This is a genomic window from Halocynthiibacter sp. SDUM655004 (genome assembly GCF_026015885.1).
GTDB lineage: Bacteria > Pseudomonadota > Alphaproteobacteria > Rhodobacterales > Rhodobacteraceae > Falsihalocynthiibacter > Falsihalocynthiibacter halioticoli.
In genome coordinates this window covers 60528-73741 of the sequence record NZ_JAPDUG010000001.1, presented here as the reverse complement: position 1 = coordinate 73741, position 13214 = coordinate 60528, and the positions used below count along the sequence as shown (strand labels likewise).

The window sequence follows — 13214 nt, the reverse complement described above, 5'->3', positions numbered from 1 at the left end:
GGGCATATCAGGCCGCCTTTGTCCCGAGGGCGAGATTCACGATCGCCTCCTCGGTGGCATCCTGTTTTTCTATTGGTTCAGAAATCTGTCCGTCGCGCATGACGATGATCCTGTCTGACATAGACAGAAGCTCCGGCATCTCGGAGGAAATCATCATGATCGCCAACCCCTGCTTGGAGAGATCGTCGATCAGACGGTAAATCTCGGCCTTGGCACCCACATCAACCGCGCGGGTCGGCTCATCGAGAATAAGCAAACGGGGAGCCGCCGCGAGCCAGCGGGCCAAAACGACTTTTTGCTGGTTGCCGCCCGACAACTTGCCGACTTCCTGCTCAAGGCTAGGCGTCTTGATTTCCAGCTTCTGAATGAATGGGGAAACCTTTTCAATCATCGCAGACGTACGCAGCACGCCCATGCGAGCGAGGGCCGAATATACAGCCATTGATGCGTTTTCAATTACCGAGCGAACGAGGATCAACCCCTCCGCTTTGCGGTTTTCCGGCGCAAAGCCGATGTTTGCGGCAATAGCGTCAGCTGGTGAACGTATGGTCTTCACCTCTCCGCAAATTTTCACTGTCCCACCGCTTTTCTCAAATTCGCCAAATAGCACTTTGGCGAGTTCAGTACGCCCAGCGCCAACAAGCCCCGCGAACCCTACGATTTCGCCGGCTCTGATTTGAAAAGAAATATCGCGATGCCAACGGCTGGACAGATTCTCGACCTCAAGTACAACTTCAGGGGTCGAAACCTCGTCGCGACTATATCCGTGCGCCAATTCACGGCCGACCATCAGGTTCACGATGTCTTGCTCGGTTGTTTCCTCAATCCGCAAATCGCCCGTCTGAACACCATCTTTAAGAACCACCACACGGTCGGAAATTTCCATAACCTCGTGCAAACGGTGCGAAACATAAATGATGCCAAGCCCTTCCTTCCGAAGCTGCCGGATCAACGCGAAAAGACGGTCGGCCTCTTCGGTCGTCAAAGACGCGGTCGGCTCATCAAAAGCCACGACTTTGACGCCGTCCTTCAGGGCACGGAGGATCTCGACGATATGCTGCTGAGCGGGTGAAAGCGTGCGCCCAAGTGCATCGATATCGAGCACCCCGACAAAACCGTAGCGCTCCAACATTTCGGTTGTGATTTGCCGCATCTTTGCATGATCAACACGACCGCTCGCGCGACGCGGATACTCGCCAATGAAGATATTCTCCGCCGCCGAGATATGCGGAACAATTTCCGGTTCTTGCCTGACAAGACGGAAACCTGCGTTTCGCGCCTCTAGCGGACTTGCGTGACTTACTTCTGTACCATCAAGGGCAACCTTGCCCTCATCAAGCGTGTAGTCTCCGCAAAGAATTTTAAGGAAGGTGGATTTTCCGGCACCGTTCTCGCCGACAAACGCGACAACTTCTCCGGGGAAAACCTTCATACTAACGTTCGAGAGCGCCTTAACACCGGGAAAAGACTTTCCGACTCCCTGAACGTCGAGGATCGCAGATGACATGACCTGCTCCTTTTGTTCCTGTAGTGAGTAGCGAGCGCCGTTTGGCGCCCGCCCGGGAGGTTATTAGTCGCAGGACATGTAATCGGCGTAGTTATCGGGGCCGACGATGGTCGTGTTTGCAACAGTCTTGAGCGGCAGATCTTCACCAGTCTCAATGGAATTGATGAGTGTGCGCGCTGCGGCGTCACCAACATCCTTACCCGAGATGTAAAGCGCAGCTTTAAAGCCAGAAGGAATACCCTCTTTCCAAGGACGGCACGCTTCATAAGCGCCAAGCCCTACAGCAATTACATCATCTGGATTGAAGCCCGCATTCTTAAGTGCGTTGTTTGCGCCAAGCACACCTTCGTCGTTACAGGCAAACACAACCCATTTGTCGACACCGGGATTCGCCGTCAGCACTGGGCCAGTCGCCGCGAGAGACGTGTCAGCTGTGCCGTCATATGAAACCTGCACGATGCTATCTGCGCTCGCACCAGCCGCAATTACTTGCTCTTTGGCCGCGTCAGTGCGGTCGTTACAAACCGAAAGCGTTTGAACTTCAACGCTCAAAACACCGTAACGCGCGCCATCAAGCCATCCGCTTTCCTTCAGCAACTCACCAGCCCGCTCGCCAACTTTGGTGCCCATTGCAACGCCATCAAAGCCAACGAATGGAACAGGGCTACCGTCTTCTTTCATGATCGGGTCGTCAGTCGCTACGAGCAAAACGCCCGCTTCATCAGCGGAACGCGCAACCGCAGGGCCAAGCGCCTGATCTGGTGCGGTAAGTCCAATGCCTTTTGCGCCGGATGCGATCGCGTCGGAAACCGCAGAGATGGCAAGGTTTGCATCAAGTTCAACGTTGATGATCTTGGCAGTGTAGCCAAGCTCTTCGGCGGCAGCTTTAAAGCCGTCCCCTTGATCAATGAAGTATTGTTGCGTTCCGCTCTTGTAGATCGCGACGATTTCTTTGTCGTCGGCCATTGCCGTTCCGGCAAGCAGGGCCGTCCCTGCAATCGACATAAGAAGTACAGGTTTAACTCGATTGAGCATGTATTCTCCTCCCAAAGGTGATCTTAATTCGAGTATTTTCATCTCGACGGTTAAAGGATATAATCAGTTAATCAGACAAAGTCAACAAGCGCAGCGAGGAGTTCAATCAAGTGCAGAGACTAAAAGGGAAAACCACCATCGTGACCGGTGCCGGTCAGGGAATCGGAGAAGCAATTGCTCGCCGATTCGCGACCGAAGGCGCGCACGTCGTGATTGCGGAACTGAACGAAGACAAGGGAAGAGACGCTGCAGAACAGATCGCAAGCGAAACTGGCGCAGAGACGCTTTTTGTCAAAACAGACATATCCAAAACCCAAAGTGTTACGGCCATGCACGCCGCCGTTCTGGAACGGTTTGGCCCTGTGGATGTGTTGGTCAACAATGCTGGAATCGCAGTGTTCCGCTCCCCACTTGAGACCAGCGATGATGATTGGGATCTCTGCATGAATGTCGATCTGAAAGGCGCTTGGACTTGCACAAAGACTGTGCTTCCCGACATGCTCGCCAAGCAAAATGGTGCCGTGATCAATATCATTTCCAATCACGCGTTTTCGATTATCAAAGGCACTTTTCCCTATCCCGTCGCCAAGCATGGCTTACTTGGACTAACCCGTTCTCTTGCGCTGGAGTATGCAGACAAAGGGATTGCTATTAACGCGATTTCGCCTGGCTACACGGATACCCAAATCGCCGAGAATGACTTTGCCGCAACGGGAGATGCCGCCAAGGCCCGCGCGAAAGTTGAAGCCATGCAGCCCGTCGGCCGACTGTGTCGCCCCGACGAAATAGCCGCCGTGGCGGCAATGCTGGCATCCGAAGAAGCGCGCTTCATGATAGGAGAAAATATCGTCATGGACGGCGGTGTGACGATACGAATGTACGACGACATCCGCTCGGGCGATTAAGCCAACAAACCACTGGCCCGCGCGCAGCATGGGCCAGCTTGGTATTCAATTGCTAAGAGATAGCTTTGCCGAGGAAAGCACTTCGCGCGGCGGCGGCAGTCAAGACCGGACCCTGCCCCCACGGGACAATTCGATCTAGAGGAACATGCCAATAATGTTCGTCTACCAAAGCAGACATGACGGCTGCCGAAACACCAAGAAGATTTCCCTTTTCATCAAGGTTCGAAACCATCGCGCGGAATGCCTTCTCTGCGGGCAATTCAAAACGCTTGCTCAACACGCCATGCTTCATCCCGCGATAAAATGCGGTTGCCATAAATGCAGCGGTTGAAGATTCCGGCCCGGAACGCGGCTCGTGCACCATGCAATGCCAGTTCCCGTCCTCAAGCTGATACGAGACCATTGTTTCCGCTAAAGCAATGGCCTGCTCTTGCAATTCATCCGCTGCCGGAGCATCGCCGCAGAACTTCAGCACATCCAGCATCCCCAAAAGAGCCCAACCTTGCCCTCGGCCCCAACCGGGAATTTGCGATCGGCCAAGTTTCTCGAGCCAGTAGTGCCGATACGTTCCGGTTTCTTGATCAAACAGGAATTCACGATACCCAAGAATCTCGCGAACCCCGGTCTCTGCCCAATCGTTCGCGGGATCAATTTTTGACAGGTGTGCATAGAACGGCGCGTCGAAATGCATGCAATCAAGCCAGATACCCGCGCCGGGATCCTTCATCAATTCGCTCTGCTCTTTAGAGAGTTGAACGCCACCATAGGGTTGCCGCAATGAGCGCAACGTGTCTTCGAATGTTACGGCAACATCCCCGATCTTACGCCGACTTCGAAGGTGCTCCGCGAGATCAAGTACTGCTGTTTTCAAAACCTCGTCACCTGTCCGCTCGACGATATCACACATCACATGGCCGGGCGCGGTGTTGTCGTCGGGGTGGAATGGATGACGGCGCGTGGCCCATGCACGGAAGAACCCGTGGCTGAAATCTATCCACTTCGGATCTTCAAGCAAATCTGCTGCGGCAACCAACCCCTCGAATCCGACTGAATCGCCATAGAACCACCCCTTGAATTCATGGGCAGCGAGGCGTTCGGCGACCGCCGCGATGAGCTGCGGCTGAAGCGTATCGGGCATATTCTTCTCCATTATAGAAATTATTCGGTTGTCTGGGCCAAACCGTCCTGCATATCTCTGATCGCGCTCGCGACCACTTCTCGCATCGCTGTGCAAGCACGCTCGGCATCCCCATCCATGAACGCTTTGTAAACAGCCTCGTGGAGTTGTTGGCTTTCGTCCATACCCACCATTTCAGAAATATAGCCGACCGCAGCCATCTGAAGATCGATGGAGATACTCATCGATGCTTCGATCACCGCATAAAGTTGTTCAAGCAACTCGGATCCTACGCACTCGATGAGCGATCGGTGAAAATCCAAGTCCGCATCAATGAAATTTTGACGGCGTTCGGCTGAGTCCACTTCGGGCTCTTCAGCCACCGCAACTTTACGCTCCCACGCAGCCTTAACCCTTGCGCGCTGCTCTTCTGTTGCCATCTGTGTCGCGGTGAACGCAATTCCAGGCTCCATGACAAGGCGCACCTTCTGGAGATCATCCAGAAGCGATATTGTATCTCCAGCTTGGATACGCCAGTCCATGACATCCGGATCAAGCAAGCGCCACTCTGAACGGAGCATCACCCGCGTACCATCAGATGTTTTACTGCGGATAAGGCCCTTTGCTCCGAGAATTCGAAACGCTTCGCGCACAACCGATCGGCTCACACCAAGCTCTTCAACGAGATCGGCTTCTTTGCTGATTGCGTCACCTTCAGCCCATTCACCACCAACAATCCGAACACCAAGGTTCTCGACCGCCGCTCCGAGGATCCCGCGCACCTCTATGACGCCGCCAATTGCAGACTTTCGGCTTAATGGACTACGTTTTTTCATAAACTAAATCTCCTGTTTATAATATAAACTGACAAAATCATTTGTGCAAGAGGCGTAACTCCCCCGCCTTAATGCTGAATATTCGGGTATATAATCACTAGTAAATCCAAGAATTCTCGAGATGATTTGGGCAAACCAGCTCCGCGACACGGAACATCCCGCATCAAACGGAGACCCCAGTCGTGTTTCAAAGAAACGCAAGTACTGGACGAAGATTAGAGCTTGTTTGTGATGGGAGGTGCTGTTTTTATCAGTAATAGAAGGCATTAACACACTCCGCGGCCTGCGATTGGAGGTAACCCTTGCTAAATTTCACGTCTCCTATTCCGTTGATAGTTGCAGCAATTTTTCCCGCATTTCTCGACCAATGCTCGCGAACTGACGAGAGTGTGGCGCTTGGAATTCTTGCACGGGACCGCGTTGCGCTCACCGCTACAGCCAATGAAATTGTTGTGGACCTACCGCTCGCAGAAGGATCAAGGGTCAAGGTTGGAGACACACTGGTTCAACTAGACGGCACCCTGCAAACATCGAAGTTGGCGCTGGCGCAAGCGGAGCTTGAAAAAGCACAAGCAACCTTACTCAAGCTACAAGTTGGCGCCCGAGAGGAAGAGATCGCAATAGCCGAAGCCAAGGTTGCGGGTGCCGTTGCGCGATTGGCTGACGCAGAGGCCATCTATCAGCGAAACCTAAAACTGGTCGAAAACTCGATTGTGACCGAAGCGCAAGTTGCGAACAATCTGGCCGTAAGAGACTCAGCGCGCGCCGAATTGCGAAGCGCAAAGGAAACACTGAAGGAATTGAAGAACGGCACAAGGCCCGAGGATTTGGCCGTTGCCGAAGCGAACGTGAGAGCACAGGAAGCATCCGTCAAAGCCGAGCAGACCATTCTGGATGAGTTGACTGTTGTGGCAACGCGCGACGGTATTTTGGATTCTTTACCGTGGAACCTGGGGGAGCGGGTGGCACTGGGCAGTCCGGTTGCCGTGCTCATAACGGGCGAGGTTCCATATGCCCGTGTTTACATCCCAGAGCCGCATCGCATTAAGCTCAAAACCGGGGACAAGCTGGAAGTTCATGTTGATGGGCTCGACGCCCCTTTGGATGGCGTTGTGCGGTGGATCAGCGACGACCCGTCTTTTACGCCCTATTTCGGGCTGAACAAAGATGACCGGACAAGGCTCGTCTATCTTGCGGAAATTGACCTGCCCTCTGCCTCACCAGACTTGCCCCCAGGCATACCAGTTCAGGTTCCTATGCCATGACAGATGTCGTTGTTTCGACACGCAGCCTTACCCGAACATTCGGAGAGAAGACGGCCGTCGATAACCTAGATCTCGAAATCCAAACCGGCCAGATTTACGGATTTCTCGGCCCGAACGGATGCGGAAAAACAACAACTATTCGAATGCTGACAGGGCTGCTGACGCCGAGCAGCGGAGAAGTCACTGTGCTGGGCAAGTCAATGCCGCAGGCGGCGGAACCGCTCAAAAGCCAAATTGGGTACATGACCCAGATCTTTTCGTACTATCGAGATTTAACGGTGCGCGAAAACCTGAAATTCGCCGCCGAGATTTATGGGATTCCAGCAAGATCGGTGAAAGGCCGAATTGAGGAACTCCTGCACACCTATGATCTTACGACAAATGTAGATCAACTTTGCGGCAGTTTGAGCGGTGGGCAACGTCAGAAGCTATCCCTCGCTGCGACAGTTATTCATCGGCCAAAGCTCCTGTTTCTCGATGAACCGACTTCTGCTGTTGACCCGGAAACCCGCCGAACGTTTTGGGAGCAACTGTTTGATCTTGTCGATGAGGGCGCGACAATGATCGTATCCACCCATTTCATGGACGAAGCAGAACGCTGTCACAAGCTGGCCATTCTGCAAAACGGAGCAAAAAAGGCCGATGGCTCTCCGCGCCAATTGATGGATAACCTTCAAGCCGATGTTGTAGAGATCGAGGGACCAGAGCTGCGCACCGTCAAACATCAGCTAGACGGAAAGCCCAAAGTTCTCTCCACCGCACAAATTGGATCGCGGCTTCGTGTCTTGGTGGATAAGTCAGAGCCACAACCCGTCGAAATGCTGCGCGCGTTGCTCAACACGTTTTCGGACCTGACCCTTACGCAACAACGCCCAAACCTAGAAGACGTATTCGTCAGCGCAACACGGGAGCAGAAGGCATGATATCACCGCGCCGTATCGCCGCCGTTCTGAAGAAAGAATTGCTCCAACTGCGCAGAGATCGAATGACCTTCGCCATGGTCATAATGATACCTTTGATCCAATTGATGCTGTTCGGATATGCGATCAACACCAACTTGCGCCACGTGCCTGTTGCATTGGTGGACCAAGCCGAAACAGAACTCTCGCGAACGCTCGCTCAAATTGTGCAGGCCACGCAGGTTGTCGAATTCACAGAGGTCTTCGCCACTCCCCAAGAAGCCGAGATCGCAATCACAGAAGCCCGCGTGCGAGCTGCGTTGATCATTCCCCGCGATGTAGACAACCGATTTGCAAGAAGCCCCGCGATCGGGCTGGGCCTGCCGAATGCGACAGACCAAACCAGCAGCCGCCCTGTTGCGCATTGGATTGTCGATGGCTCAGACACCATGGTGGCGAGCGCGATCAAATCACTCAGAGCAATGCCTTTAACCGAGATGATGAGATTGCCACCAAACCGACTGGTTCCAACGTTTGAAGTTACGCTTTACTTCAACCCAGAACAGCGCTCGGCGGTTAACATTGTGCCGGGCCTTGTGGGCGTTATCCTTACCATGACCATGATCCTGTTCACATCTGCTGCCATTGTGCGCGAGCGCGAACGCGGCAATATGGAGATGCTCATCAACACGCCCGTTAAGTCGAGCGAGATCATGATTGGAAAGATTATCCCTTATATCTTTGCGGGACTAATTCAGGTCGCAATCATTTTGGGGCTTGGGCATGTTCTGTTTGATGTCCCGATTAATGGCGGACTGGGGGCTTTGCTTGTTGTGACGCTGCTGTTCATCATCGCGAGCCTGTCAGTTGGTCTGGTGGTTTCCACGCTTGCAAAAAATCAGCTTCAATCGATGCAAATGACGGTTTTCATCCTGCTGCCTTCGATCTTGATGTCTGGGTTTATGTTTCCCTTTGACGGCATGCCACAGCCTGTTCAAGTCATCGCGCAAGCGCTGCCAGCGACACATTTCATGGATATGATCCGTGGAGTTGTTTTGCGAGATGCCTCGCTCTTTGAGATGAGAGAACAAATCCTGTGGATGATCGGCTTCACTGTCTTTGGCCTTATGGCAGCGACATTGAAATTCAAAAAGCGGTTAGATTAAGAACGGCAAACCTTAGATGCCAGACGTCGGGTGGCTCTAAGACGGGCCATACGAAACGAAAAGACGGGCCATACGAAACGAACCAGTTTCGCTCACACATTGCACAATCAAAGGCGATCGTAGTGTTGCGATAGCTTAATCGAAAATGCGGTCGCCCTGCTCGTCAATAACTTGCTTCGCTTTATCGATACTAATGCTTTCGGCCTGATCCTTGCTGTCAAAAACATCCGCTCGGATAACAGCACAGGTCTTGCGCTCTCCGTCGACCGTTTTTTCGATACGAGCTGACAACCGGTACTTACCACCTTCCGCCATCAGGTCTGGAAAAATGTCGAAACCTTTGTACTCGACCGGCTTCGGTTCGGGTTTTTCTCCACCGCCGAAGAGTTTAGAGAAGAGTGACATTGGAAGGCTCCTTTCAGCTTAGTGCGGAAAGGAGCCTAGCGATGCTCACGGCTGGGGGAAAGTGCTTTTTGCTCTCAACAAAGCCGCGCTTGAAAATGACGGCGACATCCAAATCTCATCAGCAGGGCCCGAGCTGAGGGGAATTAAGTATATGCGTGCCGCGCGTTGCCAACCCTAGCTATAGTCTTCCCAATCCATTGCTTCGAACTCTTCTCGGAACGCGAAGCGCTGCAAGTGAACATCGATCACGTGACGCGCTTTCTCGAGTTGCTCGGGGCCATCGCCGGTTACTTCAACGGACAGTTCGTTTTCTTTGGCCTCCAATCGTGCAGGCCCGAACGGCATCGCCGCTTCGCCCTGTGTATCATCATATTTCACGTCAACCTTATGGGCGAAGTGCTTGCATAACTGCTTCAAGTACTTCGAAGCTTGTTCGGTTTTGAACGTCCCAGTTTGAGTCAGCATTCTATATCCTATCTTTTTTGTCAGATTACAGGTTGCGCGGCCTTACTTCAATACCTTATAGAAACGATCAGGATACTCATACTCGAAATAGGACTTCTTATGCTTAGATCATTCATCGTCGCAGCCACGACGGCTCTTTGCGCAACCGCTGTGTCAGCAGCAGACGTAACAATCACAACATATGGCGATACCGCTACTGTTCCGCAGCAACCTGCAAGCGTTGCGGTCTTCGATATGGCGTCGCTGGATATGCTTGATGCACTGAAGGTCGAGGGAATTACTTCGACTTCCAATACCTATTTGCCCTACCTTGAAGAGTATCAGGGCGAGATCGGCACGTTGTTTGAGCCCGACTTTGAGGCGCTTGCCGCAACTGGCCCTGAACTCATTATTGCTGGTGGCCGCTCGTCCACACAGGTTGACGCGCTCTCAAAAATCGCCCCGACTGTAGACATGACGCTTTGGGGTGACGACCTGCTTGGCCAAACGCGAGATCGCCTAACGGCATATGGCAAAATCTTCGACAAGGAAGATGAAGCCGCTTCTCTTATCGCGAACCTCGATACAGAATTGGAAGCAACGAAAGAAGCCGTTGCCGGAAAGGGAACCGCGCTGATCCTGCTCACAAATGGTGGCAAGATTTCCGCCTACGGCGCAGGCGGCCGTTTTGGCTGGTTGCATCAGGAACTGGACCTTGATGAAGCTGTTGATGGCTTGGAAGACACAACACACGGCGAGTCCATTTCTTTTGAGTTCGTCCGTGAGGCGAACCCTGATTGGATACTGGTGCTTGACCGTGTTGCCGCCATCGGCGCAGAAGGCGAAAGCGCAACAGCGACGCTCGACAATGCGATCATCGCCGATACGGCAGCCGCCCAAAAGGGACAAATTGTTCATTTGAACTCCGGAGGATTCTACATCGCCTCTGGTGGCATTCAGTCTACTCTGGAAACACTCGACATCATCAAATCCGCTTTTGGCAGCATAAGTGGCAGCTAAGTCCGGAATTATCGCCATCCTAACAGGCTTGACCCTCGTAAGTTGCTTTACGGGGGTCTCGTCGTTGTCGGGTGACGGACTTTGGCTTTTGTTCTATTCACGGCTCCCGCGTACTGCTGCTGCACTTTTGGCTGGTGCGAGCCTCGCTGTTGCGGGGGTCATCATGCAAATGTTGTCGCGCAATAAATTTGTCGAACCATCAACTGCCGGAACCGCGCAAGCCGCAGCGTTCGGTCTTGTGGTAATCACACTGCTGGCGCCCGGAGCAGCGCTTTGGGCGAAAATGGGCGCGGCGACAGTCACTGCACTTATCGGCACCGCGGGCTTCCTCGCGCTGGTACGGCGTTTGCCTCCACATGATCCAATGCTGGTTCCGCTTACGGGGATTGTTTACGGTGGGATTATTGGTGCGGCCACGACATTTCTTGCGTACGAACGCGACCTGCTTCAATACCTCGACATTTGGATAAACGGCGAGTTTTCAGGCGTAATGCTCGGACGTTACGAGTTTCTGTGGATTGCAGGTATCCTTGCAGGCGTAGCGTATCTTTACGCAGATCGTTTTACGATTGTCGGCTTGGGCGAAGATGCCGCGAAATCTCTCGGGCTCAACCACAAACAGGCAATGATCACAGGGCTTTCTATAGTCGCGGTTATCTCTGCCGTTACGACAGTTAGCATCGGCATGATCCCTTTTGTTGGTTTGGTCGTCCCCAACATCGTGGCGCGCATCTATGGCGAAAACCTACGCCAGACACTGCCCATTGTCGCCGCTTCCGGCGCGGGTTTGGTGTTGGCATGCGACATTCTCGGAAGGGTCATTCGATATCCGTTCGAAATCCCTGTGGGTACAATTCTTGGTGTGATCGGCGCAGCGGCTTTCTTGTGGATATTACATGGGCGGGCACGTCATGGATAATCTAAGCTTACCTTCGCGCCTCGCAGTCCTTGCGACATTGGCAGTTTTTGCATTGCTTGCATTCATGACACTGGAATCACGGGGCAACTGGGGATTTGTCTTGCCATTCCGCGGGATCAAAGCCCTAGCGCTCATTACGTTCGCCACTTCGGTCGCGCTCTCGACAATGGTTTTCCAAACTCTAACTGCCAACCGAATTTTGACACCGTCAATCATGGGGTTTGACGCGCTCTATATACTTATTCAAACATCACTGGTTTTCACCATTGGCGGCGTGGGATACGCGTCAATTGATCCGGTCATGAAATTTACTGTGGAATCAGTATTCATGACGGCAGCAGCACTCGCCCTTTTCGGAATGGTGTTGCGCGGCGTGCATGATATCGGCCGAATGGTGTTGACGGGTCTGATACTTGGTGTGCTCTTTCGTTCAATCACATCGCTTATTAACCGGCTTATTGATCCTTCGGAGTTTTCTGTCATCCAACAGGCAAACTTCGCGAGTTTCAACGCGGTTAACGTTGAGCTGACTTGGATAACATTCGTCCTGACAGCGGCATGTTTTGTATGGTTGATGTCCATTCACAAACGGCTCGACATAATGGCGCTCGGGCGGGACGCCGCCAAGGGCTTGGGTGTTGATTACGAGCGCGAGACAAAGAAACTACTCGCCGTAATCGCATTGCTTGTTTCCAGTTCTACGGCACTCATCGGCCCTGTCTATTTTTACGGTCTTTTGATCGCCGCACTTAGCCACAAGCTGATCGGCACATGGCGCCACCAATATCTCTTGCCCGCATCCTGCATCATTGGCGCAGGATTACTCATTGCTTCTCAAACCCTTTTCGAACGGGTTCTATCTCTACAAACCTCTGTCGCGGTGGTGATTGAAGCAATTGGCGGCATCACATTCCTCTTGCTCCTTTTCACTAGGAAAACGCGATGATTGAAGTTCGAAATCTGGCAGTGGCGTTTGACGGCACCAAGATTCTACGCAACATGACCCTTTCTCTGCCGAAAGGTAAATTGACGGGAATTGTCGGCCCCAATGGAGCGGGCAAATCAACACTTCTGACAGCCATGGGCCGCCTAACGCCTATCCACTCCGGTGAAATCCTTTTTGACGGCTTTCCAATTGGCGATATCGCAACTGCCTCTTTGGCAAAACGCTTGTCTATTTTCCGACAAAGCACACCGATTACTCCGCGGCTGAGCGTTCGGGATCTGATTTCTTTTGGCCGCTACCCCCACACACAGGGCCGGCCAACCGGTGCTGATTTGCTGATCATAGAGCAAGCAATCGCGCGCCTTGATCTCTCGGAATTCGCAGATCGATACCTCGATACGCTGTCGGGCGGCCAGCGCCAGCGCGCATTGTTAGGCATGGTATTGGCGCAAACGGGTGATGTCGTATTACTTGATGAACCTCTTAACAATCTTGACATCACGCACGCCCGAACTGTCATGCGAGTTGCGCGCGAAGAGATTGAAATGGGGCGAACGGTTGCGATTGTCCTTCACGATTTAAGCATAGCTGCAAACCATTGCGACCACGTCATCGCACTCAAGGACGGCCAGCTCCATAGCTCCGGAAAACCAGAATATGTACTTACCAACGAAGGGCTATCCGACCTCTACAACACAAAAGTCGATGTAGCCGAAATCGAAGGAAGACGGGTCATACTGACGGTTTGAG

14 protein-coding genes are annotated in these 13214 nt (G+C 52.9%); 8 read left to right on the top strand and 6 right to left on the bottom strand.

From position 1 onward, the window contains the following. Window positions 1-7: 7 nt before the first annotated feature. Window positions 8-1507, bottom strand: coding sequence for a sugar ABC transporter ATP-binding protein (locus tag N9C89_RS00340; protein WP_263951815.1), 1500 nt, complete (start codon window positions 1505-1507; stop codon window positions 8-10). A 63-nt stretch (window positions 1508-1570) separates the two neighbouring features. Continuing rightward, on the bottom strand, window positions 1571-2542 hold the full coding sequence (locus N9C89_RS00335) for an arabinose ABC transporter substrate-binding protein (RefSeq protein ID WP_263951814.1): 972 nt from the start codon (window positions 2540-2542) through the stop codon (window positions 1571-1573). Between the two features lie 110 nt (window positions 2543-2652). On the opposite strand from N9C89_RS00335, the gene N9C89_RS00330 reads away from it, so the two are divergent. Further along, window positions 2653-3447, top strand: a complete 795-nt coding sequence (locus N9C89_RS00330) for an SDR family oxidoreductase (RefSeq protein ID WP_263951813.1) — start codon at window positions 2653-2655, stop codon at window positions 3445-3447. A gap of 52 nt (window positions 3448-3499) precedes the next feature. Here N9C89_RS00330 and N9C89_RS00325 read toward each other — a convergent pair whose 3' ends face one another. Together N9C89_RS00325 and N9C89_RS00320 are read right to left on the bottom strand one after the other, a co-directional pair. Next, window positions 3500-4585 (bottom strand): glycoside hydrolase family 88 protein, encoded by a 1086-nt coding sequence (locus N9C89_RS00325; protein WP_263951812.1) that lies wholly within the window; start codon window positions 4583-4585, stop codon window positions 3500-3502. 20 nt (window positions 4586-4605) lie between these two features. After that, on the bottom strand, window positions 4606-5400 hold the full coding sequence (locus N9C89_RS00320) for a FadR/GntR family transcriptional regulator (RefSeq protein WP_263951811.1): 795 nt from the start codon (window positions 5398-5400) through the stop codon (window positions 4606-4608). 302 nt (window positions 5401-5702) lie between these two features. Between N9C89_RS00320 and N9C89_RS00315 the strand changes: the two genes are divergently transcribed. The 3 genes from N9C89_RS00315 to N9C89_RS00305 are packed head-to-tail and all read left to right on the top strand — an operon-like array spanning window position 5703 to window position 8730. Then, window positions 5703-6665, top strand: coding sequence for an HlyD family secretion protein (locus N9C89_RS00315; RefSeq protein WP_263951810.1), 963 nt, complete (start codon window positions 5703-5705; stop codon window positions 6663-6665). Next, window positions 6662-7588 (top strand): ATP-binding cassette domain-containing protein, encoded by a 927-nt coding sequence (locus N9C89_RS00310; RefSeq protein WP_263951809.1) that lies wholly within the window; start codon window positions 6662-6664, stop codon window positions 7586-7588. The genes N9C89_RS00315 and N9C89_RS00310 overlap by 4 nt, the downstream gene beginning before the upstream one ends. Beyond that, a complete protein-coding gene (locus N9C89_RS00305) occupies window positions 7585-8730 on the top strand; it encodes an ABC transporter permease (RefSeq protein WP_263951808.1) in 1146 nt (381 codons plus the stop codon). The genes N9C89_RS00310 and N9C89_RS00305 overlap by 4 nt, the downstream gene beginning before the upstream one ends. 135 nt (window positions 8731-8865) lie before the next feature. On the opposite strand, the gene N9C89_RS00300 is transcribed toward N9C89_RS00305, so the two are convergent. Next, on the bottom strand, window positions 8866-9135 hold the full coding sequence (locus tag N9C89_RS00300; protein WP_263951807.1) for an HlyU family transcriptional regulator: 270 nt from the start codon (window positions 9133-9135) through the stop codon (window positions 8866-8868). A 174-nt stretch (window positions 9136-9309) separates the two neighbouring features. Next, on the bottom strand, window positions 9310-9600 hold the full coding sequence (locus N9C89_RS00295; RefSeq protein WP_263951806.1) for a DUF2218 domain-containing protein: 291 nt from the start codon (window positions 9598-9600) through the stop codon (window positions 9310-9312). 99 nt (window positions 9601-9699) lie between these two features. On the opposite strand from N9C89_RS00295, the gene N9C89_RS00290 reads away from it, so the two are divergent. From N9C89_RS00290 to N9C89_RS00275, 4 genes are read left to right on the top strand one after another with little or no spacing between them, the layout of a single operon-like run. Beyond that, window positions 9700-10599, top strand: coding sequence for a siderophore ABC transporter substrate-binding protein (locus N9C89_RS00290; protein ID WP_263951805.1), 900 nt, complete (start codon window positions 9700-9702; stop codon window positions 10597-10599). Then, window positions 10589-11518, top strand: a complete 930-nt coding sequence (locus N9C89_RS00285) for an ABC transporter permease (protein WP_263951804.1) — start codon at window positions 10589-10591, stop codon at window positions 11516-11518. Before N9C89_RS00290 ends, N9C89_RS00285 begins: the two co-directional genes overlap by 11 nt. Next, window positions 11511-12464, top strand: coding sequence for an iron chelate uptake ABC transporter family permease subunit (locus N9C89_RS00280; RefSeq protein WP_263951802.1), 954 nt, complete (start codon window positions 11511-11513; stop codon window positions 12462-12464). The genes N9C89_RS00285 and N9C89_RS00280 overlap by 8 nt, the downstream gene beginning before the upstream one ends. Further along, window positions 12461-13213 (top strand): ATP-binding cassette domain-containing protein, encoded by a 753-nt coding sequence (locus N9C89_RS00275; RefSeq protein WP_263951801.1) that lies wholly within the window; start codon window positions 12461-12463, stop codon window positions 13211-13213. Before N9C89_RS00280 ends, N9C89_RS00275 begins: the two co-directional genes overlap by 4 nt. Window position 13214 lies beyond the last annotated feature (1 nt).